The organism is Streptomyces sp. NPDC054872 (assembly GCF_053610705.1).
Genome location: NZ_JBSGYY010000014.1, coordinates 126079 through 148513 on the forward strand (window position 1 = coordinate 126079; position 22435 = coordinate 148513).

Annotated in this window: 18 protein-coding genes and 2 pseudogenes; 6 read left to right on the plus strand and 14 right to left on the minus strand. The window is 71.2% G+C overall.

Translation table 11 applies throughout. From position 1 onward, the window contains the following. Window positions 1-73: 73 nt before the first annotated feature. The 4 genes and pseudogenes from ACWGIH_RS19345 to ACWGIH_RS19360 form a co-directional block, all read right to left on the minus strand. Window positions 74-313, minus strand: a pseudogene (locus tag ACWGIH_RS19345) (hypothetical protein); the annotation flags it as partial. After that, window positions 310-2106: an IucA/IucC family protein gene (locus ACWGIH_RS19350; RefSeq protein WP_453447855.1), complete on the minus strand. Its 1797-nt coding sequence runs from the start codon at window positions 2104-2106 to the stop codon at window positions 310-312. The pseudogene ACWGIH_RS19345 and the gene ACWGIH_RS19350, both read right to left, overlap by 4 nt. Further along, entirely contained in the window at window positions 2103-3299 is a 1197-nt protein-coding gene (locus tag ACWGIH_RS19355) for an ATP-grasp domain-containing protein (RefSeq protein WP_453447854.1), read from the minus strand. The genes ACWGIH_RS19350 and ACWGIH_RS19355 overlap by 4 nt, the downstream gene beginning before the upstream one ends. 208 nt (window positions 3300-3507) lie before the next feature. After that, a pseudogene (locus ACWGIH_RS19360) lies at window positions 3508-3765 on the minus strand (iron ABC transporter permease); the annotation flags it as partial. 251 nt (window positions 3766-4016) lie between these two features. On the opposite strand from ACWGIH_RS19360, the gene ACWGIH_RS19365 reads away from it, so the two are divergent. Further along, window positions 4017-4886, plus strand: a complete 870-nt coding sequence (locus ACWGIH_RS19365; RefSeq protein WP_453447853.1) for a (2Fe-2S)-binding protein — start codon at window positions 4017-4019, stop codon at window positions 4884-4886. Window positions 4887-4937: 51 nt separating this feature from the next. Then, entirely contained in the window at window positions 4938-5993 is a 1056-nt protein-coding gene (locus ACWGIH_RS19370) for an isopenicillin N synthase family dioxygenase (RefSeq protein WP_453447851.1), read from the plus strand. Here ACWGIH_RS19370 and ACWGIH_RS19375 read toward each other — a convergent pair. From ACWGIH_RS19375 to ACWGIH_RS19400, 6 genes are all read right to left on the minus strand, one after another. Then, on the minus strand, window positions 5980-6723 hold the full coding sequence (locus ACWGIH_RS19375; RefSeq protein WP_453447850.1) for a Clp protease N-terminal domain-containing protein: 744 nt from the start codon (window positions 6721-6723) through the stop codon (window positions 5980-5982). The two genes, ACWGIH_RS19370 and ACWGIH_RS19375, sit on opposite strands and share 14 nt — an antisense overlap. Before the next feature lie 80 nt (window positions 6724-6803). After that, window positions 6804-7586, minus strand: a complete 783-nt coding sequence (locus ACWGIH_RS19380) for an AraC family transcriptional regulator (RefSeq protein ID WP_453447848.1) — start codon at window positions 7584-7586, stop codon at window positions 6804-6806. A gap of 57 nt (window positions 7587-7643) precedes the next feature. Next, the gene (locus tag ACWGIH_RS19385; protein ID WP_453447847.1) at window positions 7644-8540 is read right to left on the minus strand and encodes an aminoglycoside phosphotransferase family protein; all 897 of its coding nucleotides are present in this window, start codon (window positions 8538-8540) and stop codon (window positions 7644-7646) included. Then, window positions 8533-9891 (minus strand): MFS transporter, encoded by a 1359-nt coding sequence (locus tag ACWGIH_RS19390; protein WP_453447846.1) that lies wholly within the window; start codon window positions 9889-9891, stop codon window positions 8533-8535. Before ACWGIH_RS19390 ends, ACWGIH_RS19385 begins: the two co-directional genes overlap by 8 nt. A gap of 114 nt (window positions 9892-10005) precedes the next feature. Then, complete coding sequence (locus tag ACWGIH_RS19395; RefSeq protein WP_453447845.1) at window positions 10006-10488, minus strand: N-acetyltransferase family protein; 483 nt, start codon at window positions 10486-10488, stop codon at window positions 10006-10008. A 107-nt stretch (window positions 10489-10595) separates the two neighbouring features. Then, a complete protein-coding gene (locus ACWGIH_RS19400) occupies window positions 10596-11939 on the minus strand; it encodes a M64 family metallopeptidase (protein WP_453447843.1) in 1344 nt (447 codons plus the stop codon). A gap of 241 nt (window positions 11940-12180) precedes the next feature. Here ACWGIH_RS19400 and ACWGIH_RS19405 point away from each other — a divergent pair, with 241 nt between their 5' ends. The 3 genes from ACWGIH_RS19405 (at window position 12181) to ACWGIH_RS19415 (ending at window position 14797) form a co-directional block, all read left to right on the plus strand. Further along, window positions 12181-13572, plus strand: a complete 1392-nt coding sequence (locus ACWGIH_RS19405) for a helix-turn-helix domain-containing protein (protein WP_453447842.1) — start codon at window positions 12181-12183, stop codon at window positions 13570-13572. A 199-nt stretch (window positions 13573-13771) separates the two neighbouring features. After that, window positions 13772-14272 (plus strand): hypothetical protein, encoded by a 501-nt coding sequence (locus tag ACWGIH_RS19410; protein WP_453447840.1) that lies wholly within the window; start codon window positions 13772-13774, stop codon window positions 14270-14272. A gap of 138 nt (window positions 14273-14410) precedes the next feature. Beyond that, window positions 14411-14797 (plus strand): PPOX class F420-dependent oxidoreductase, encoded by a 387-nt coding sequence (locus ACWGIH_RS19415; protein WP_453447838.1) that lies wholly within the window; start codon window positions 14411-14413, stop codon window positions 14795-14797. A gap of 19 nt (window positions 14798-14816) precedes the next feature. On the opposite strand, the gene ACWGIH_RS19420 is transcribed toward ACWGIH_RS19415, so the two are convergent. Together ACWGIH_RS19420 and ACWGIH_RS19425 are read right to left on the minus strand one after the other, a co-directional pair. Beyond that, the gene (locus ACWGIH_RS19420) at window positions 14817-15851 is read right to left on the minus strand and encodes a tetratricopeptide repeat protein (protein WP_453447836.1); all 1035 of its coding nucleotides are present in this window, start codon (window positions 15849-15851) and stop codon (window positions 14817-14819) included. 178 nt (window positions 15852-16029) lie between these two features. Then, window positions 16030-17190, minus strand: coding sequence for a hypothetical protein (locus tag ACWGIH_RS19425; protein ID WP_453447834.1), 1161 nt, complete (start codon window positions 17188-17190; stop codon window positions 16030-16032). A 368-nt stretch (window positions 17191-17558) separates the two neighbouring features. Between ACWGIH_RS19425 and ACWGIH_RS19430 the strand changes: the two genes are divergently transcribed. Further along, window positions 17559-19787 carry an MMPL family transporter gene (locus tag ACWGIH_RS19430; protein ID WP_453447832.1) on the plus strand — a complete coding sequence of 743 codons (2229 nt, stop codon included), beginning with the start codon at window positions 17559-17561 and terminating at the stop codon, window positions 19785-19787. A gap of 93 nt (window positions 19788-19880) precedes the next feature. Here the strand turns inward: ACWGIH_RS19430 and ACWGIH_RS19435 are convergent, their stop codons facing one another. Continuing rightward, a complete protein-coding gene (locus tag ACWGIH_RS19435) occupies window positions 19881-20888 on the minus strand; it encodes a DUF3048 domain-containing protein (protein ID WP_453450048.1) in 1008 nt (335 codons plus the stop codon). Window positions 20889-21070: 182 nt separating this feature from the next. Continuing rightward, on the minus strand, window positions 21071-22216 hold the full coding sequence (locus tag ACWGIH_RS19440) for a S1 family peptidase (RefSeq protein WP_453450047.1): 1146 nt from the start codon (window positions 22214-22216) through the stop codon (window positions 21071-21073). Window positions 22217-22435 lie beyond the last annotated feature (219 nt).

Consider the following 22435-nt stretch of genomic DNA (forward strand, 5'->3'; position numbering starts at 1 on the left):
AAGGACATCAACGGCTCCAGCGGATGCGGGGCGAGCGGCGGAACAGGGCGGGAAGAGTGGCGGCGGCCCAGGCCCACAAGGGTGCGGCGAGCGCGCCGAGGACCGTCGGGACGACGTACGGAAGCCCTGCCCAGCGGGCGTGCGCGTCGCCCGGTTCCGGGAGGATCTCGGTGAGATACGGCGGCAGCCCGAGGGCGGCGAAGGACGCGACGAAGCAGCAGGCGGCGAGGGCGTGCACCTGACGACGGCCGAATCCCGCGCCCCCGTTCGGGCCCTCCGTGAGCGTGTGCGCGGATGACGCGGAGGCCCTCATGAAAGCACCGTGCTACGCAGGTAGTTGGGGCCCGTCGTGTAGTGCTTGTTGATGTCGGCGGCTCCGGAGCGTTCCTTGGAGAGCAGGGTGCCCGCGGTGACCATCGCCTTGACGGGCAGCTCCGCCGCGTCCAGGACGTGGGTCCGCAGGAGGGCGCCCGGTTCGCCGGGCCCGAGCCTTTCGACGGCCTCGGCGAGCCGCTCGCGCACGAGGCCGAGCAACCGCCGCAGCGGGGCGTGGCCTTGCCGGGCGAGACCGAAGGCGTAGGAGCCGGCGCAGAGGTGGAGGGTGATGGTGGTGAACACGTCGAGCACGGGCAGATCACCGGAGACGAAAATACGCACGTCATCGAACTCGTCCGGCTCCGGGGCCTGTTGCCCCATGACGTCACGCAGCCGGACGAGGTTGATGCGCGGCCCGTCGTCGTCCTTGAGGAGCAGCCGCAGCCGGGTGCAGCGGGTGGCACTGGCATCCGCGGGGTGGTGGTCCAGGACCAGCGAGATGTTCTGCTGATGCGACTCCAGGGCGATCCCGTAGGCGAACAGGGTGGTCTGCCAGTCGAAGAGGAGGGCGAGCGTGGCGTCCAGGAGGGCGAGGGGATCACCGCCGTAGAAGCGGTCGGCGAGGTGGTCGACGAGCAGGCGGTCGCCGCCGGGTGCCGGGCACAGGAGTGCGGCCATCGGCATGACGACGGCGTCGTCGAGACCGGCGGGGTAGCGGCGCAGCAGCACGGCGAGGAGTTCGTGGCCCGCGTGGGCGAAGCGGGTCTCGTCCGCGTGCAGGACGACGCCCTTGAACCGGGGTTCGCGGTCGACGACGGCCTCGATCAGCCGCTGGCCCGCCGCGCCGTCGGTGAGGGTGCCCGGCTTGATGGTGCGCCGATTGCGCAGGCCCAGCGTGGCGGTGGCGAGCGGCAGCTTGAGGTGCAGGGTGGGGTCGCGGGTGAGGGCGGCGGTACGCATGGACAGCGTGGGTACGACGTCGGGCCCGGGCACGCCGACGAACCGGGCCTGCCCGTCGAGCCCCGCTGCCCGCAGCGCGTCCCGCAGGGTGTCCTCCGTGGTCAGGGGGTGCACGGGCAGCACGAAGTGATGTGCTTCGAGTTCGGGCACGCCCGCCGCGCGGGGAGAGAGCCAGGCGTTGCCGGCGCCGCCCACGGTGACGGCCTCGCGGGGCAGGGCGAGCTGGCGCAGCGCGAAGGTGGGATGGAACTCTGGTGCGTATGCGCGCAGTTGGGCATCGGTGAGCCCGGAGCGGCCGCGTGACGTCGGGTACACGGGATGATCCGCGCGCGCGGCGAGGGTGTCGTATCCGAGGCCGCCCGCGAGCCCGGTCCAGGCGGCGGGATCCGGGCCGTACCGCCCGGCGAGCAGGGCGTCCACTTCACCTCTGGACCCGGCGTGCAGGCGCATCGCGGCGAGCGCCTGCTCACACTCCACGGCGAACGCGTCGAACCCGCCACGGTCGACGGGGTCGGCGAGATCACGCAGCGCGGCCAGAATGCTGTCCGCGTCGGCGAGTTCGCCCCCATCGGACTCCCGGCGGAGCAGGGGAAGGCGGGCGGCGTAGGTGGCTTGATACCCGTCGGCGCGGACAGGCATGAGCAGGGCATCGCCGTCGATGCCCCTCTGGTCGGGCACCGGCAGCCTCAGCCACCTGCCGTCCGCGCGGCGCACCCCCTCGCTTCGGGTGCGCCACCCCACCACGTCCTCGCGCAGCAGCGCGCTCAGTACGCGTAAGAGGAGTTCGGCCTCGGCCCCGGCTGCGGGGGTCCCGCCAGGCGGTCGGGTCACGGGGTGATCTCCCAGTGGTGCGTGGCGAGGAAGTCGGCCACGGCTCGGTCGACCGCTGCCTGGTCGGTGCCGGTGGCGCGTACCACGCCGAGGAAGTCACGGTTCGTGCCGTGGAGTTCGTGACGTTCGCCGATCTCCCGCAGGGGGCGGTACGTGAGGTGCACCCCGTCCGCCGTCCTCTCGGTCGCGCGCGGCGCTGCCGTCAGCGTCCCCGCACGCTGCGCGCACGGGTAGTCGAGCCGTGCCCGGCCGTCCGTTCGCGCACCCAGGTCGGACGGCAGCGGCGCACCCACGTGCGTACGGAGGATGTGCTCGAAGAGCGGTAGGTCCAGGAGCTGCGCGAGAAGCAGATCGCACTGGTCGCCGATGGCGCGGTAGTTGACCTCGATGAGTCGCGCGCGCCCTTCCGACACCACGAATTCCGTGTGGCAGGCCCCGAATCCCACGCCCAGTACGTCCAGTTGGCGCAGGACCTGAGCCACCACCGGCGCCGGATGCGCGGGGACGAACGTCATCCGTTCCTCTATGAAGTACGGCGGCGGCGACACCTCCGTGCGGAAACCGCCCAGGACGTGCCGGAGCCGGCCGTCGCCCAGCGTCTCCAGGGTGCACAGCTCACCTGCGAGATACTCCTCGACGACCAGCGCGGCTCCCGGACGCCGCTCCTGTATCTCCGCGCACCGCCGTACCAACTGCTCCGGACCCTCGACCAGCACCACATCCTCACTCGCCACGCCTTCCCGCGGCTTGACCACGCAGGGGAACGGCACGTCGAGAGCCGCGAGTTCGGCGGGGTCCTGGCCCGCGTCCAGCTCCGCGGACCAGACCGCGTCGGCCCCCTCCGCCGCGAGGTGGCGTCGCATGTGCGCCTTGTCCTTGGTGCGCAGCGCCACCCGCCAGTCCTTGCCGGGCAGCCCGAAGTACTCGGCGGCCAGGGCTGCTTGGGTCTGCAGATGGTCGCTGTTGGTGAAGATCGCGCCGGGGGAGTGGTGGGTGGAGATCCGGCTGATGACGGCGCGGAAGTCTCGTACGTCGCACTCCAGGATCTCCGGGGACGCCTTCCCCTCTCGGAGACGGTGGGCGTCCGGCTGATCGGTGAGGAGGGTGACGTCGAGGCCGAGCCCGCGCGCGGCGGGCAGGAAGCCTTCGGTGACCGAGTCGGTGGGATTGCGGGCAAGGACGTACAGCCGCATGTGCGAGTCCACTTCCGGGTGCGAGCGGAGGTGCTGGTGTGACGGGGAGAGAGGCGGAGGCGGAAGCGTCGAACGGTCCGCCGCCCGCCCTACGCGCGCGCCTGTTCGGCCGTCGATGCGACACCCGTCGCCTTGGCCATGCTCGGCCCGCGAGTCCGATGAGGGCGACGGGCCCGGCGACCGCCACCGCCGGGCCCGCCGGCATTACGGCCGCGATGCCCCCGGTCACGCGCGTCCCGGCCTCCCTCGGGCCCGGCGCCCGCCCCGCGTGGTCGCCCGGAGTCGGGGCGTCTACCGCGGTCGGGGTCGCGAGGGCGGAAGGCAGACGGACGGTGAAAGAGGGGAGGGGCGGCCAGAGCACATCGAGCGTGCGCCCGGACGGTGAACCGGCCGACCGGAAGCCGGCCTCGTCCAGCGTACGTTCGCCGGTGAGCATCACGGCACGGGTCCAGGAAAGCAACACCATGGCCGATCCGCCGTGTGAAGAGGCTGTCCGGCGGGACGGCCCGAGCGATCTTGGACACGGGGTGAGAGTTTAGGTTAGGTATGCCTAACGATGTCAACTCGCGGTGAGGGGCAGGTCACTCGCGACATCGAGGTCCGCGGCGCGCCGTTCCCGATGCGGCAAGCTGAAGAGAAATAAGGTAAGCCTTACCTAGTTCACGGTGGCGGGACCGCCGTCGGACGACCGATGGACCTGCCTTCCAAGGAGTACGAGTGCCGCTCACCGTGGCCCCGGACCTGGCGCACGACGCCACCGCCCTGAGCCCCGCCGCCCTGCTCGCCGCGACCTATCGGCGACTCACCGCGCACTGCGAGACCCTCGCCGTCGCGGTGGCGCAACCTGACTCGTCCACGAGTCAAGGATGGGTGTCCGGCGCCGAACTGACGTCGCATCAAGACGCCCTGGAAGCCTTCGTCGCGTCGGAGGCCGAACGCATCCGCACCGGCCACGGCCACACCCCGCGCCCGGACGTCGCCGCGTCCCGCGCCCTGCACGGCTACCTCTGGTCGGTGTCCCTGCTGATGAGCGGTGCCTGGTACCTGGAGCGACGCGTGCCGCGCATCCGCCCGCAGGACGTACGCGTCCACCTGGAGACCGGCGCCTTCGAGATCGTCCCCGGCTCCTTCGCCTGCTTCCCGGACGATCCGGCGGCCGGGCTCCCCGGGACGCGGGTGCTCGCCGACGAAGAGTCGCTCCGCGTCGAACTGCGCGCCGCCGTCGTCGCCCACATGCAACCGCTGCTCTCCGCCATCGGGCCCCGACTGCGGCGTGGGCAGCGGGCGTTGTGGGGCATGGCGGGGGACGATCTCATCTCCGGGATCTGGTACCTGGGGCGCATGCTCGGTCAGGAGGACGAGGCGCTGCGGGCGGTCGACGCACTGCTCCCCGGTCCGGTCGAGCCCTTCCCCGGCGGAGCCGCCTTCCGTCATCTGACGACCGGTGACGGCGGACGGCACCCGACCCGTACGCGGCTCGGCTGCTGCCTCTACTACACGCTCCGCGCCGCCGAGGCGTGCGGCACCTGCCCGCGCGTCTGCGACGCGGAACGCCTGCGGAGGCTGGAGGCGGAATCCGGTGGGTGAAACCGTGATAGGGAAGCGGGCGTAGCCCCTCGCCCGTGCCAGGAGACGACCATGCCCTTCCAGGTTCCCGTCATCGACATCACGCCGTACGTGGAAGACGGCCCAGCATCCGAACGCGCGAGGGTGGCACGGGAGTTGGACGACGCCTGCACCCGCGTCGGCTTCATCCAGATCCTCGGGCACGGCATCCCCGGCGAGACGGTGGACGGCCTGACCGCCGCCCTCGACGGCTTCTTCGGTCTGCCCCTGGAGGTGCGGAAGAGCTACCGGGTCACCGGAGCGAACCGCGGCTACAGCCCGCCCAAGAGTGAATCCCTCAGCTTGAGCCTGGGTGTGGAGTCGGCAGGGCGCATGAACGACTTCTTCGAGGCGTTCAACATCGGCACCGAAGCCCGCTCGTTCCCCGGCCTCGACCTGTCCGAGGACGACTACGGACTCAACGTATGGCCCACACAGGTCGACGGCTTCGAACCGGCCGTGCTGCGCTACTTCGCCGAGGCCGGCCGGGTCGCCCGCACGCTGACCCGCGTCTTCGCGGACGCCCTCGGGGAGCGGGCCGACTTCTTCGAGTCGCTGACCGACCACTCCATCGACGTACTGCGCATGAACAACTACGCCCTTCCCGAAGGCGCCGTCACCCTCGACGGCGAACTGACGGGCATGGGTGAGCACACCGACTTCGGGCTGGTCACCGTGCTGTGGGCGGACCAGGTCGCCGGGCTGCAGGTGCTCGGCACCGACGAGGCCTGGCACGACGTGTCCCCCGTCGACGGCGCGCTCCTGGTCAACCTCGGTGATCTCACCGCCCGGCTCACCAACGACCGATGGATGTCCACCCTGCACCGGGTCAAGCCGCCGATCGTGGACGGCGGCATCGTCCGGCGCAGGTCGGCCGCCTACTTCCATGACGGCAACGTCGACGCGGTCATCTCCACGCTGCCGAGCCACCTCGCCGCCTCCGACGAGCTCGCCTACGAACCGATCCTCGTGCGCGACCACATCAAGGCGAAGCTCGCCGGGTCCCGGCAGGGCAAGGCGAACGCGGCGGCCGTCCGGGAGGCGGCGCGGGTGCGTGCGGCCGGGTCCGGTGCGGTCACGCCTCGTTGAGCGAGGCGCGGACCTCCTCCAAGGCCTCGGTGATGTTCGACTCGGCGGCCGCCTTGTCGATGCCGAGCCCGGCGAGCGTGCCCGTACCGCCCTCGGCCTCCAGGAGCGAGAGCAGGATGTGCTCGGTCCCGATGTAGTTGTGCCCGAGCCGCAGGGCCTCGCGGTAGGTGAGCTCGAGGACCTTCTTCGCCCCGGCGTCGTACGGGATGAGGTCGGGCACCTCGCCGACCGCAGGCGGCAGCGCCTCGGTGACGCTCTCGCGGATCGCGTCGAGCGAACGTCCCTGCGCCACAAGCGCCTTCGCGGCCAGGGCATCCGGTTCGGTCAGGAGGGCGAGCGTCAGGTGTCCGGGACCGATCTCGTCGTTCCCCGCGGCACGGGCCTCCTCCTGGGAGGCCATGACCACGTTCTTCGCCCTTGCCGTGAAGCGGTTGAAGCCCTGCCGGGGGTCGAGGTCCGACATCTCGCCGGGGTCCTTGGCGACGAACCGCTTCTGGGCGGCCTGCCGGGTGACCCCCATGCTCTTGCCGATGTCCGTCCATGAGGCGCCCGAGCGGCGCGCCTGGTCCACGAAGTGGCCGATCAGATGGTCGGCGACGTCGCCGAGGTGATCGGCGGCGATCACGGCGTCGGAGAGCTGGTCCAGGGCGGCTTCGGGGCGGGCCTTCTTGATGGCCTGGATCAGGTCGTCCAGGCGGATGGGCTGGGTCGGCTGGGTGGGTTGCGTCATGTGTCAACGGTAGGTTGACGGCGAAAGGGGTGTCAACCCTTAGTTGACACCCGTGGTCGACTCCGTTGTGGCTTCTTTGGTCAGCTCTGTGCCCGCCATGCGCCCGGCGTGTGGCCGAAGGCCCGGCGGAAGACATCGATGAAGGCGCTGCTCGATGCCCAGCCGCAGCGGTGCGCGACGACGGTGACCGGGATGTCGTCGGCCAGCAGGCACAGGGCGTGATGCAGGCGCAGTTGGGTGCGCCACTGCGGGAAGCTCATGCCGAGTTCGGCTCGGCAGAGCCTGGTCAGGGTGCGGTCGCTGACGCCCATGGCCGCGCCGAGCCGCGCCAGGGTCCGGGGGTCGGCCGGGTCGGCGCGGAGGATGTCGCACACCGCGACCAGGCGTGGATCGCGGGCCGCCGGTACGTGGACGGGCTGCTGGGTGGAACGGCGGAGCTGGTCGAGCAGGACGGCCCGCAGGCGCCGGCGCTCGGCGGTGCGGCCGTCGCGAGGCGCGGTCGGCTCGGGCGCCTCGGTCGGCTCGGGCTTCCGGGTGTACTCGATGATCAACTCCCGCAGTAGTGGGGCCACTTCGAGGACGGCGGGCCGGTCCAGGCGCAGCGGGTTGTCCGCCACCGGCAGGCCCACCAGGTGCAGGTCCGTGTCGCCGTACGCGCGATGCTCGTGGACGGTGCCCGCGGGAATCCAGATGGCTCGCGTCGCGGGGGCGACCCAGCTGCCCGCGTCGGTGGTCACCGAGAGGACACCGTGGCCCGCGTACACGATCTGGTGCTCGTCGTGCCGGTGCGCGTCGACCTCCGCGCCCGCACGGAGGGGGAGGAGGCCGGTGGTGGCGCGAGGGGTGTGGCGGATGTTCGACACAAGCGAGGACTTTATCGGGAGGGGGACGGGCTCGGCCGGGCGCGCTCGACCGAGGCGTCAGTAGTCCGCCAGGACACGTTCGAGCGTGGCCCGGCCCGCCACACCCCAGGTCCGCTTCCCGCCGGGAAGCCCCCGTTCCCCGGCGTGGCCGATGTGGATGAGGCCGACGGCACGAAGCAGCGCCCAGCCCCGGGCGCGCCTGACGGTCGCCTCGTCCGCGCGGGCATAGGCGTCGAAGAACCGTGGCGCCGCACCCGCGGGAAGCAGCAGCCATGCCGCCGAGAGGTCGGTCGCGGCGTCTCCCGCGCAGAGTTCGCCGAAGTCGAGCACGCCGCACAGCGTGCCGTCGGAGCCCACGACGTTCGCGGGATGGAGGTCGCCGTGCAGCCAGACCGGCGGTTCCGTGGGGTCGGGGGCCGAGACGGCGTCCTCCCACATGTCCCGTACGCCGGTGGGGACGTCACTGAAGGTGGCGAGGGCCTTGAGGCCCTCGTCGAGTCCGGGCGCGTAGTCGCGGAGGGGAAGGCCACGCGTCGGGTTGACCGGTGCGTCCGCGGGCGCCTCCGCGTGGAGCGCCCGCAGGAACTCCGCCAGTGTTTCGGCCGCGTGGCCACCGCGGCTGACGGGGGTGCGGTCGACCGGTTCGCCGTGTACCCAGGCCGTGACGGTCCACGGCTTCGGGAAGCGGGTGGACGGTTCGCTGAGCCGCAGGGGCGTCGGCACCGGCAGGGGCAGGCGTGCGGCAAGGCCGGGGAGCCAGTGGTACTCCTTGCGGAGCAGGTCCGGGGCGCGTTCCGTGCACGGGATGCGCACGGCCAAGTCCTCGCCGAGACGCCAGAGTTGGTTGTCCCAGCCACGTACCGCCCCGTGGAGGTCGAGGCCGGCGAGGTCGGGGTGCTGCTCATCGAGCAGGGAACGAACCAGGGACTCATCGATCTCTACGAGGTCACCCATGTGCGGAGTACCCGTCCCTCGGCGTGCTGATGGTCGGCCGATCAATACTGATGGTCGGCCGATCAATATACGCTTCGCCGCCTCCGCGCCCCGCCTGCACGCCTCCGCGCCCCGCCCGCACGCTTTCGTGCCCCGCCCGCCCGCGGGCGGCCCGTGACCGCTCCGCCCACCGAACGGCGGGCCCCGTCGCGAGGCCCGCCCCGACGAAGACCCCGCCGAGGATGAACCAGCCCGGCACGCCCCACACCACGAGGAGCGAGGTGAGAAGGAGCGGGCCGAGGGTACGGGCCACGGGGACCCCCGAGCCGAAGAAGCCCTGGTACTGGCCCACTTGTTGCGCGGGCGCCAGGTCGAAGCTGATCTGCCAGGAGCCCGCGGACTGCTGCATCTCCGCGACGACCTGCAGCACCGCACCCGCCACCAGGATCGCCACCGTCGCCCCCACCGGGAGCCCCGCCGCCGAGAAGGCGAACACCGCGCACGAGGCGAGCATGACCAGGCCGGAGCGTCGTACCGCGCGGGTGGCCGAGCGCGGGCCGTCGACGTCGCGGGCCACGCGGACCTGGAACGCCATCACCGCAAGGGTGTTGAGGACGAAGAGCGCCGAGACCAGCCAGCTCGGCGCGTTCGTCCGCTCCACCACCCACAGCGGGATCGCCAGGCTCAGCAGCGGCATCCGCAGCAGCAGGACCGCGTTGAGCACGGTGATGACGGCGTACGGCCGGTCGCGGAGCACCGCGAGGCGGGGCTCGCCCTTCCGGCGCCCCAGGGACCGCGGCACCGCGGGCAGCCGCAGGAGCATCAGCGCGCAGAGCAGAAAACTGACCGAGTCCAGCGCGAAGACCGCCAGATACGCCTGGCGTGTGTCGTGGTGCAGGGCGACGCCCCCGAGGGCCGCCCCGATTGCGAGACCGGCGTTGAGCGTCGACTGGAGGTGGGCCAGGACGCCCGTGCGTGCCCCCGGCGTGACCAGACCCGCGAGCAGCGCCTGCCGTGCCGCGGCGAGCCCGCACTGGGCGACCGCGTACAGGCAGGCCGCGACGAGGAACGGGACGAAGGAGCGGATGAACAGGAAGGACGCCACCGACGCGCCGGTGGCCAGGGCGAGCAGCACCGCCGTACCGCGCGGCCCCCTCCGGTCGGCGAGCGCGCCCAACGGGACACCCGTCACGGAGCCGACGGCCCACGCGACCGTAAGCGCGAGTCCTGTCTGGGTGGGGGAGAGGCCGACGACGCGAGTGAAGTAGAGGGCCGAGGTCACGTAGTAGGCGCCGTCGCCGAGCGAGTTGCACAGCTGGGCTGCGGCGAGCACGCGCGGCGCTCCCGCGGGCGGCAGGATCTGGATCGGCACAACGCTCCCAAATCAGGCGGCCGTTGGGCCGGTTCCTTCGCTGACGGGAGGAGGCTAGCCAGCCGAATGGTCCGGACCGTGGACCATTCGGGGAGCACGGGCGTGGGCCAATTCTCAGCCGGGCCGACGCACCATGAAGACGTCCACGGGGTCTTCGGTCTCCACGCCGAAGCCATGGCGCTCGTAGAGACGCCGGGCCGCACTGCCTTGCAGGACGTTCAGGCGGACGAGGTCTCCGTCGGCGTCGGTCCGGTCGAGCAGCCCGCGCAGCACGGCCGACCCCAGGCCCCGCCCCTGGAAGGCGGGGTCGAGGTAGAAGTGTTCGAGCCACTGGCAGCCGTCGGCCGGTCGCAGGGCGACGCAGCCCGCGAAGGCGCCGTCAACGAGCACGACCGAGGTGTGCCGGGGGGAGAAGGCGTCCCGGAATCGCTGGCGCACGCGATGCTCGTCGAAGCGGGCGAGCCGCTCCAGATCCGGTCGCATCACCGTCGCGCGCAGCTCGGCGATGGCCTCGACGTCGGTGGGCTCCGCGGTCCGCAGAGTCCAGTACGGAGCGGGCGCCGCCGCGTCCCGCGTCTGCTGGGGATGGGTGGTCATGACCGGGAGTATCCCTGGTCACCGCCTGACGGCAGGGGGCGGTGTGCTGCTGTGCCGTCCTGCCGTCAGGTGCCCGCCTCGGCCGGTCGGGCGGTGTCAGCTTCCGGTCAGCGGGTGACCTGCCAGCTGAGCGATCCGGTCATCAGCTTGCGCAGCTCCGGGGCACGGACCGCCTTGTTCGGGTCGGTGGCGCGTGCCGTGACGGTGTGCGCGCGGCCGTCGGCCGGTACCCCGAGCGCCTTGGGGGTCACGCCGGCCGCGCCCCGTGCCTTCCGTGCCTCGCGGCCGTCGACGTACCAGCGCAGTTCGGCGTGGGCGGACGACTCGACACGGATCCGCTGGGTGCCGCGCACCTTGCGGTCGGTGGGGGTGCCGGAGGTGAGCACAGGTGCGTGCTGGTGGAAGCCCGCGATCATCGCCTCGCGGCCGGGCAGATTGAACTCGCGGCCAAGGGTGCGCATGATCGAGTCCTCGGTGGGGCGGTTGAGGCCGTGCCCGTGGTAGCCGCCGCCCTCGTACGCACCGACCGTGCCCCCGTCAGGTGATGCCTGACCGAGCCAGTGGTGCCACTTCACCTTCTGCGCGGCCATCTCGTCGGCGCTGAGCTTGGTGAGGTTGGGCTCGCCGGGCTCGGGGCCGGTGTAGGTGCTCTCGTCGTACCAGTACTCGTCGGCCAGCTTGCCGAAGGAGTGGCCGGTCTCGTGGACGGCGACCTGGTCCGAGTCGGGGTGGTCGGATGAGGCGGTGCCGATGCCGTCGTACCCGGACGGCGAGGTGATGGCGTTGTAGCCGGCGCCGCCGTACTTGGTGGAGTTGCTGAGCACGATGACGAGATCGGGGTCGGCGGCCTTGCTCGCGTAGGCCTCGACCTTGTTGGTGTCGACGCACAGCAGCCGCTCTGTGCCGTCACAGAAGAAAGCCGAGTCGAGGGCGGTGTTCTTGCGCACGTCGCTCGTCGGGTCGCCCGAGACACCGGAGTCCTGCGAGTGCGCGTCGACGGCCCAGACGTTGAACAGGTCCTCGTACTGGGCGTACGGCTCGACGGCGGCCATCTCCTTCCACTTGGTGCGCACGTCGGCGTGGAAGTCCTCCTGCTGGGCCGCGGTGTAGCCGTCGCCGATGAAGACGACGTCGACCTTGGTGTTGCTCGCTCCGGCCTCCACGATCGGCAGGACGTCGCCGTCGTCCTGGACCGCGGCCCGCTCCTTGCGGGTGAGCGGGGCGGAGGCCGGGACGTCGGTGTGGCGTGGGTGGCTGCCGGGGCCGGTGAAGTACTCGACCTCGACGCGGTCGGTGTCCCGGGCGGCCGGCGCGCGGCCGTCCTGGCCCTGGCCCGCGGCGACCGGCGCGGTGACGGCCAGCGTCGCGGCCAGAGCGACGCCGGTGGCGACAGCGAGCCGCTTGCGGGACATGTGGGGTATGCCGGATATGCGGGAAGCGTGTCTACGCATGGAGGATCTCCCGGGTTCGGCGCGGACCGAGTCGCCCAGTCACGGCAGGTCCGCGATATAAGTGGGGGGTTAAGGGAGCTTAAGGCGCGGTTCAATGTAGGGGCTGAGGGGAAGTCAGGCAATGCCTGAGGCACAAGGGGCCTGCGTGAAAAGCCAGTTGATGCCACGCACCACCAAGTCCGACCGTCACAGGCCTTGATGCATCTCGTTCTGACGCGGAGCCGGACTCGGAGGGGGAAAGATGGCAGGGAGCGGATCAGGAGGCGTACGACCGGACGAGCCCGCGGAGATCGGGCGTCGCGTCCTGCGGATGCGTACGGAACTCGGCCTCACGCAACGCCAGTTGGCCGAGCCCGCGTACACGCCCGCCTACGTCTCCACGCTGGAGTCGGGAAAGGTGCGGCCCTCCGATGCGGCCCTTCGGCACTTGGCGCAGAGGCTCGGCGTCACTGTCGAGGAGCTCGCGACGGGGCGACCGGCCCGCCTCGCCGTCGAGCTGCGCCTGCGCCTCACCGACGCGCGGCACGCTCTGGCCACCGGGTCCCCCGAGGACGCCGCCCCCCTCTTCCGTGCCCTGTGCGCCGAAGCCGTCGAGCACGCCCTGCCGGCGGAGCGGGCAGCCGCACTCCTCGGCCTTGGCGACTGCCTCCTCGAATCCGGAGACCTCGACGACGCGCACGAGTGCTTCGTCTCCGTGGAGCGGCTGCTCGCCGACCAGCCGCTGCCGTGCCGCATCCCCGCCATCCGCGGCCGCGCCAACGCCCACCGCCTCACGGGCGAACTCCGTTACGCCTGCCACCTCTTGGAGACCGCACTCGACCAGCTCAACGCCTCGGGACTGCACGACCCGGAGGCGCTGGTCCTCCTCTACTCGGCGTCCATCGCCCCGTACATGGACATGGGCGCGCACGAGCGCGCCGCGCACGCCGCCGAACTGGCCCTGGCGCTCGCACCGCGCGTGGAGGACCCCGCGCTGCTCGCGGGCATGCACCGCGGGGTGGCCCGTACGCTCATCGCCCGAGGCCATATCGCCGAGGCCGACGCGTCGCTGGCCAAGGCCCAGGACCTCTATCAGCAGCTTCACATGCGCACCGAACTCGCCCACTGCCACTGGATGCGCGGCTATGTGCACGCCCAGGACGGCGACCTGGAACGCGCCGAACACGAACTGCGCACCGCCCACGACATGCTCACCGCCAAGCGCGCAGCGCTCTACGCCCACCAGGTCGAGGTGGAACTCGCGGACGTGCTGCGCAGGCGCGGCAGGACCGAGGAGGCCGAGGCGCTGCTGCGGCCGCTCCTCGCCGCCGGTCCGCGGGCCACGGAGATCCCGGCGCTTAGGGCCGGACGCGGCGCGGTGCACAGGGGCGCCGCACACCGGCTGCTCGGCCTCATCGCGGAGGAGTGCGGCGACACGGAGGGCGCCGAGGAGCACTACCGCGCCGCCCTGCCACTGCTCGAACGCGCGGGCGCGGCCGGGGACATGGCCGGCCTGTGCTGTCTGCTCGGCGATCTGCTCCGGCGCACGGGACGCACGGAAGCCGCCATGGACGCCTACCGCACCGGGCTCGCCCGACGAGCCACCCCGGGCACGACGACACTGGGCCCCGCGCCCGCACCGCCACCGATGTGAGGGGCTCTCGGCGGCCCGCCGGGCGATTGTCCGGCTTTTGTCACGGTGCTGTACGCGCGGACAACCTGATGTCCACTCATGTCCGTCCGCCTGCTAAAAATACGGGCGGCACAGGGACGCGGACCACCTTGTGCGCATCGATCGCATCATTCTGACAGTTGGGCCCGAAAGGCCCGCAGGGGGAAAGGCACCAGCCTTGATGAACCACGCACGTACGACCGCCGCAGTCCTGGCCACGGCAGGGGCCCTCACGGCCGCTCAGCTCGGCCTGGCCGGATCGGCGTCAGCGGCGGACGCACCGAAGGCACCGAAGGCGTCGACCGCCTCGGCGCAGAGCGCCGACTGCCCGATCGACATCGTCTACACGTCCCGGTTCTACATCGGCGCGGGTGGATGGGTGAAGGGCGACGGCCTGTACTTCGGCCTCAAGAACAAGAGCACCAAGAGCTTCAAGAAGGTCACCTTCACCGTCAGCAACGTCAAGAACGTCCGCTTCGGTACGGCGAAGGCGAAGGGCGGCAAGGTCACGCACAAGACCTCGAAGACCGTCTCCGTCTACGACAAGAGCCTGGCGGGCAAGGCCAGCCTCGGGGTCAGGGTCAAGACGCGCCTGCTCAACACCCGCTCGTACAAGGTGAAGTTCAAGGTCCACGGCAACGGCTGGAACTGCGCCGTCAACCAGGGCACCTGGGGCGCCTGAGCACCACGCGCCCGCGGGCCCCGGATGGCTCCGGGGCCCGCGGGCTGCGCCCGACACCACCAGGCGAACGTGATCGCGAGTAGCATCCGCACCGTCGGCGGTTCGTACGTGGGTCAACAGAAGCTCAGGAGCGGTCAAGTGGACGAGGCAGCGCAGGCGGGGCTCGGCGCAGGGAAGTACCTCCTGGTCACCAGCTACCGCAAGAACGGCACCCCGGTGCCGAGCCCCGTCTGGGTGGTACAGGACGGTGCCGCACTCGGTGTCTGGACGGCCGCGGACTCCTGGAAGGTCAAGCGGATCCGCAACCGCGCCGACGTCCTGATCGGCCCCTGCGACCTGCGGGGCAACCCCACCGGCAAGCAGGTCCCCGCCACCGCCGAGATCTGCGACCCGCAGGAGACCGCGCGCTACCGCACCCTCATCAAGCGCAAGTACGGCCTGATCGGCCGCCTCACGCTGCTCGGCAGCCGCATCCGGCGCGGCACGAGCGGAACGGTCGGCATCCGGATCACCCGGGCGGAGTGACACCCCCGATGCGCTGACGTCAGGTCATACTCGTCTCCGGCTGTATGGCCAACTCGTCGCGGAACTCGACCGCCGCCTCCCGTGCCTGCCGCAGTCCGATGCGCGCGAAGTCGGCCTCCAGGAGGGCTAGTTCGGCCAGCGTCTCGCTGTGGTCGTGGCCGAGCCTGGCCCGCGACTTGACCAGACCGAGCCGGGACAGGGCCGCGCCGCGCGGCTCCCGCATGGCGTCGAACTCCTCGAGGGCGATGGCGTACATCTCACGTGCCTCGGCATACCTCCCGTCCCGGTAAAGGACGTTGCCGCGCATCTTGTGGTTGTACGCGAGCGCGCTCGCCAGATCCATCGCCCGGCAGATGACCTCCGCCTCCGAGAGCAGGGCGAGTGCCTTCTCCGTGTCGCCCCGCAGCGAGAGGACGTCGGCGACCCCGCGCAGCGACCAGGCGCGCCCCCGCGCGTCCTGGGCGTCGGCCGAGATCCTGACGCACTCCTCGAACAGCTCGAGCGCCTCGGTGTAGTCGCCGGTGTTGCGCCGCATCTGGGCGATGCCGGACATCGCCCACACCATGTGCCGCGCCTCCCCGTGCTTGCGGCCCTGCTCCAGGAGCTGCTCGTGCAGGGCGGCCACCGCCGCGTAGTCCCCCTGGATGCGTCCCGTCTCGGCGAGCCCGGCGAGCGCGTAGCCGTGCGCGAGCCGCTCCCCGCTGTCGTCGGCCAGCGCGACTCCCCAGGCCAGAAGCCGCCGCGCGAGCCGTAGTTGGCCGCATTGGCGGGCGAGCGTGCCGCCGCTCCACAACGCCCAGGCCATGGCGCCCGCGTCCCCCGCGACGCGTGCGCTGCGGTAGCTCTGCCGCCAGGCGGAGCCCGCGTCGTCCACCTGGCCGAGCCGTCGGTTGGCCTCGGCCAGCGCGAGTGCGGCGCGCGCCCTCTCCAGTGCGGTGTCCGCCTGGGAGAGGGCGCGGTCCGCCGCCGTCAGCACCTCCTCGTAGGAGGAGTTCACCCCGAGTGCCGCGCCCAACTCGCCCTGGTACTCGGGCGCGAATGCCTTGCCGTGCATAGATCCATGACCTCTCGATCAACTCCGTACGTCGGTCTCCGTACGTTGATCAAGAAGCTACGAGCGCGGCGGGGTGCGGCGAATCCCTCCGTGTATGGGTCATTCCCTACGACTCCAGGGCTACGGGAGAGGCCATGGTCATCATCGGGATGTACGGGGAGGGCGGGGTCCTCGATCCTCAGCCGGCGTCCTGCGTTGTGCCCGCCGTGTCGTCGAAGACGGGCATGTCGTCGAAGACGGCAACGGCTTCAGAGGCGGCGGAGGCCGTGGCAGCGGCATCGGCGCCGGCCGCGGCGGAACCGGCGGCGGCCGAGCCCGCCGTCGCCGTCTGCAGCGCCGTGATGCACGCGGCGATCGACTTTTGCAGCTCCTCCAGGCGCAGCAGCATGTCGTCCTCGTAGATGTCCTCGACCTCGGCGTCGTCGAAGGTCAGCTCCTCGAAGACCTTGGTCGCCTTCTGCAGGCTGCTGTAGAACTTCGCGCGGCGTTCCTGCACCCGCAGCTGAGGGTCGCTCTGGACGGTCTGGGCGACCAGGTCCTTCACGGTGTCGTACGCCTCACGTGCCCACTCGCCGGAGTCCTCGCCCTCGTCCAGCTCGTCGATGAGGGACAGATGCCGCTCGGCCTCCTCCTTCAGCTCGGCGGGCGCGTCGATCAGCTGGCCCGCCGGCGTCTTGACCTGCCCCTTGTCGACGATCTGGCGTACGTAGTCGACGCGGTCGCCGGCCTTGGCCTCGGCGGCGACGGCCTTCTTGAGGTCGTCCGCCCGCACGATGTCGCGGACGAGCTCGGTGCGCAGCGCCGGGTCGTCGTCGAGCCGGTCCATCAGCGCGCGCCGCGCCGCCTCGGCGGTCCCGGGGTCGGCGAGGATCGCGGCCCGCAGCGCGGTGGGGTTCTCGGCGACCTCCAGGGCCTTGGTGGGCCGGATGCCCTCGGCCTCGGCGGCCTCCGTGATCGCGGTGCCGCGCGGGGAGAGTGCGCTGGAACGGGAGGCGTAGTACGTCAACCAGACGTCGGAGTCGGGAAGTTCGATGTCCTCGCCGGGCGTGAGCGCCTCGAACAGGGGTACAAGGCCGTCGTCAGCGGCCTTGTCCCATGCCTTGTAGTAGCGCATGACGCGTTCGGCGGAGCAGCCGGCGAGTTCGCTGAACTCCTTCGCCGAGACCTTCGGCGTCTCGTCGGTTCCCTGTCCGCCGGGGCGCACACTGCGCGCCACCTTCAGGGCGAAGGCCCAGCCGCCGGTCCGCGCGTAGGCACCGAACTCGCGGGCGTCCCGGGCCACCGGCTCGGACACTTCCGACGGCGTGGCTGCTTCAGACGGCGCGATGGCAAGAGTCACGAAGGTTCTCCTGGATGGTGATGACAAGTATCTGAGGGCTGACTCGACACCTTATCGCTCCTATTGAGGTGTTATGAGGGCGAGTTGTTCTCCGGTGAACAGGTGTCCCACGGTACGGAGGCGAATCCTCCGGTGACCTGCTCCTTGATGTGGGTCCTACACATCCTGATCACATCTCCTCCCCGAGGATGACCGGGCGTGCACGGCACTACAGCGCCCGTGGGCTGACAATCCGACTCTGAGTCTGACTTCCGGACCGCAGGGGGCCTGGACTATTGAAGGGAACCTGCTGACCGCCCTGACGTGCGCCGATCGTGCCGCGGGGGGATGTCACTCCGCCTGCCGACACCGACGGGAGCCCCTTCGCCGTGGCTACGTTCCTCTACAAACTGGGCCGCCTCGCCTTCCGGCGACGCCGCTATGTGGCACTGATGTGGGTGGTGCTGCTTGCCGGCGTCGGCTTCGCCTCGGCCACCGCACCCGCACCGCCCGAAGACTCCTTCTCCATGCCGGGGACGGAGTCCCAGAAGGCCTTCGACCTCCTCGACGAGAAGTTCCCGGCGGCCAGCGCCGAGGGCGCCACCGCCCGTGTCGTCATCCGCGCCCCCGAGGGCGAGAAGCTGACCGAGTCAGGGCCCAAGGGCGACGTCGAGAAGCTGGTCAAGACCCTGGGCGCGGGCCCGCAGGTCAGCGAGGTCGCCGACCCCTTCAAGGCCAACGCCGTCAGCAAGGACGGCACCACCGCGTACGCGTCCGTCACGTACAAGGTCAACGCCCAGGAGCTCACCGACAAGGCGCGTGACGCGCTCACCAAGGCCACCGACGACACCCGCAAGACGGGTTACACCGTCGAGACCGGCGGCGACGCCGTCATGGCCGAGCAGGAGATGGGCGGCACCGCCGAACTCATCGGCATCGCGGTCTCCGCCGTCGTCCTGATCATCACCTTCGGCTCGATGGTCGCCGCGGGCATGCCGCTCCTGACCGCCATCATCGGCGTGGGCATCGGCGTCTCGGGCATCGCGGCGCTCGGCAGTCTCCTCGACCTGTCCGCCACGACCTCGACGCTCGCGATGATGATCGGCCTCGCCGTCGGCATCGACTACGCCCTGTTCATCGTCTCCCGCTACCGGGCGGAGATCGCCGACGGCCGGGAGCCGGAGGAGGCCGCGGGCCGGGCCACCGGCACCGCGGGATCCGCCGTGGTGTTCGCAGGACTCACCGTCATCGTCGCGCTCTCCGGCCTCGCGATCGTCAACATCCCGATCCTCACCAAGATGGGTCTGGCGGCGGCCGGCACGGTCGCGATAGCCGTCCTCATCGCCCTCACCATGATCCCCGCGCTGCTCGGCTTCGCGGGCAAGAAGGTGCTGCGCCGCAAGGACCGCAAGAAGCCCGCGAGCGAACTGCGGGACCCGAACGCCAAGCCGAAGCTGGGCACGCGCTGGGCACGCTTCGTGCTGCGCCGCCCGGTCCCGGTGCTGCTGCTCGCCGTCGTGGGCCTCGGCGTGGTCGCCGTACCGGCCACCAGCCTGGAGCTCGGCCTGCCCGACGAGGGCACGTCGGCGCCGGACACCACGCAGCGCAAGGCGTACGACATGCTGTCCGAGTCCTTCGGCGCCGGCTTCAACGGCCCGCTGATGGTCACGGTCGACACGGACAAGGACAAGGGTGCCGCCGCAGCGGCCGGCACCGTCGGCAAGGAGATCGCCAAGATCGACGGCGTCGCCGCGGTCACTCCGGCGAACGGCAACAAGTCCGACGACACCGCGATCTTCAACGTCGTGCCGGAGACCGGACCCAGCGACCACAAGACCGAGGGCGTCGTCAAGGAGATCCGCTCGACGGTCGACGGTCTCGGGGACAAGACCGGCTCCGAGGTCCTGGTCACCGGCGCGACCGCCATGACCATCGACTTCTCGCAGACCCTGGACGACGCGCTCCTTCCCTACCTGGGGCTGGTCGTCGGCCTGGCCTTCCTGCTCCTGATGCTGGTCTTCCGCTCGGTCCTGGTGCCGCTCAAGGCAGCGCTCGGCTTCCTCCTGTCGGTGGCCGCCGCGCTCGGCGCCGTCGTCGCGGTCTTCCAGTGGGGCTGGCTCGCGGACATCGTCGGTGTGGACCAGCCTGGCCCGATCATGAGCATGATGCCGATCTTCATGATCGGTGTGGTCTTCGGTCTCGCCATGGACTACGAGGTGTTCCTCGTGACGCGCATGCGTGAGGCGTACGTCCACGGGGCGCGCTCCGGCGAGGCCGTCGTCACCGGCTTCACGCACGGCGGACGGGTCGTCGCCGCCGCGGCGGTCATCATGATCAGCGTCTTCTCCGGCTTCATCATGGAGAACGACGACATGATCAAGATGATGGGCTTCGGCCTGGCCGTCGCCGTCCTCTTCGACGCCTTCGTCGTCCGCATGGCGATCGTCCCGGCCGTGCTCGCCCTTCTGGGCGACAAGGCGTGGTGGCTGCCGAAGTGGCTCGACCGCGCGCTGCCGAACGTCGACGTGGAGGGCGAGAAGCTGCACAAGCAGCTCGGCGACTTCCCCACGGCGCGCCAGGACGACGAGGACCGGGAGCTGGAGTCCGTACGCGGCTGAGCACCTGACGCTCCGCCAGGAGTACCGCCGTCAGCCCGGTGACCGATCACGGTCACCGGGCTGACGCCTGTCCGGGGTGGCCGGACGGCAGGATCAGCGGTCCGCGTAGACCATCCAGACCTGCCCGCGGGCGAAGGGCATCCGTTGGCCGTTCGAAAGCGTGAACGTCGTGCCGCCCTCGGGGCTCGTCCGCTTCCAATGGGTCTGGTACGCCTTGCCGTCGCGCAGCACGGTCGCCCTGCCGCTGCCGACCGTCTTGATGTACGGCGTCGCCGCGCCGTTGACGTCCTTGTAGCGCGACGGGGGCATGCTCACGCGCTGGATGACGATCGTCCGCGCGCCGAGCCGCGCCCCCGAGCTGCTGCGGGCCGGGACCCCGTCGAAGGACGCGAGCCAGCGGCGCTCGCCGGGCGACCAGCTGAAGGTGTGGCTGGCCGAGGCGTAGCGGACGGTCCGTGCCGCGGTGCGGGAGCCACCGTCCGGGGCGGGTCCGAAGCGGAAGCCGATGTCGGCGGCCTGGTCGGCCTCGGGGGCCGAGCGCAGCACGGCCCCGGGGCGGACGAAGAGGTTGTGCGGGGCCGGCCGGTCGCCGTCGCGGAAGTAGGCGCCGGGGAGGCGGCCGTGCGGGCGGGCGTACAGCGGCGACTGCCGGAGCATCTTGTTGAGCGAGCTGCGCACCCCCGAGTAGGCGAGGGCCGGGCGGCCGAACTGCCGCAGCAGTTCGACGTCGGACTCCCGGGCACTGCGCACCGGACCGACGGCCTGGGGGAGGCGGCTGGAGTACACCCCCATCAGCCGGCTCATGCCGCCCTCGACCTTCTCCACGTAGACGATGTCCGCCTGCGCGAGGCCGGTGTGCGGCCTGGCCATGCGCGCGTTGTCGAACTTCACCGCGAGCACCGGGCCCTGCTGTGCCCGCATCCCGGTGAAGGGCGACCGGCCCTGCCCCGGGGCCCCGGCGTCCGCCGGTGCGCTCTCCTGTGCGGCTCCCATGGTGAGCGCACCCACGGCCGTCATGGCCAGGAGCCTCGTGCCGATGCGGGCGCGGCGGGCCCCGCTCCCTGATCCGGCCCGGTCCAGACGAGAGGCCCTTGCTGTCATCGCGGTTCTCCGTTCGTCCCCGAACGCACGGTTCCGGGACCAGTTCGTTCCTGGCAGTGGCAGCCGCAGTCCTTCCTCCGGGGTGAGCGCGGTGAACCCGGTTAGGGCCATCCAGCCGCCAGGACTCACCACGGCGGCGTACGCGCCGGACCCTCCCGCGGGCCCGGCGCGATCCGCCGCCGTCAGGCGGTGTGCAGGGTCAGGCCGTAGCGCCCGAGGATCTCGTTGATGGGCTGGTGCCAGGTCTCACCGCCGCCGCCGCAGTTGCCCCAGCCGCCCGAGGTGACGCCCTGGGCCTGGTCACCGCTGATGAACGAGCCACCGGAGTCGCCCGGTTCGGCGCAGACACTCGTCTTGGTCATCTGGTGGACGGCGCCCTGGCTGTAGTTGACGGTCTCGTTCTTGGCGAGGACGGTGCCGCAGTGCCAGTGCGTGGTGGAGCCGGAGCGGCAGATCGACGCTCCTACGGGTGCCTCCGCCGAGCCCCGGACGAGCTGGTCGGAGACGGTGCCCCAGCCGAGCACCACCGGGACGGTCCACCAGCCGTTGCCCACGCTGACGTACGCGTAGTCGTTGCCGGGGAACGAGGAGCCCTGGAAGCTGCCGATGTTCGAGCCGTCCCAGCCGCGCACGCCGGCCCCCGCCTGCCCGCAGTGGCCCGCGGTGACGAACCCTCCGTGCACGGAGAAGCCGATGGAGCAGCGGACGTTACCGGTGTAGTAGGGGTCGCCGCCCACGGTGCCCGCGGCGAAGGTGCTCGGCGCGGTGCCGACCGTCTCGACCTGGACGGGACCCGCCTTCCGGGCACGGTCGACGAACCGTTGGACATCGTTGTCGTTCTTCTGAGCAGCGACGACGTTCACCACGACCTTGTTGCTGCGCGGCGCCACGTGCCAGCTGCTGACGCCCTTGGGTGCGTCCAGTGCGTCGATCCGCTCCTTGGCGGCGTCCAGTTCCTTCGCGCTGTGGCGGACCACGCGGACGGCGGCGCCGGTCTCGCGCAGCGCGTCGGCCTTGCCCGCGCTGGTGGTGGCGACGGTGAGCTTCGCGGTGCCCGCGTCGTACCAGGAACCCGCGTACGTGGATCCGGCAGCGCGCTGCGCCGCGCGGTCGACGCGGGTGGCGGTCTTCTCGGCGGCGAGACGTTCGCGCGCCTGGCCCGCGGTGAGTCCGAGGTCGTCCTGGAGGGCGGTGAGCATGCCCGCGGAGGCCGGGGGAGCGGCGGGGGCGGGGGCGGCGCCGGCGGTGGAGGTGAGCGAGGCGCTTGCCCAGGTGCCGACCAGGAGCAGGGAGGAGAAGGCGATACGGGCTCCGGTTCTGCGTCTCATGGCAGTGCCCTTTCTGTCGTTCCGTCGAGGTGGGGAGGAACAGGGTGATGAGAGCGCTCTCACGATGAGTTCAGGCGGAGCATAAGAGCGACTCGGCAGTCATGTCCATACCAACTGAGCGCTCTGGCCCGGCAATTGGAGCCGGAACGCGGAGGGGGAGGCCGTGACGGCGCGGCATCCGTGTGAGTGCGTCGCGGGGTGAGGCCAGGTCGGCGGTGC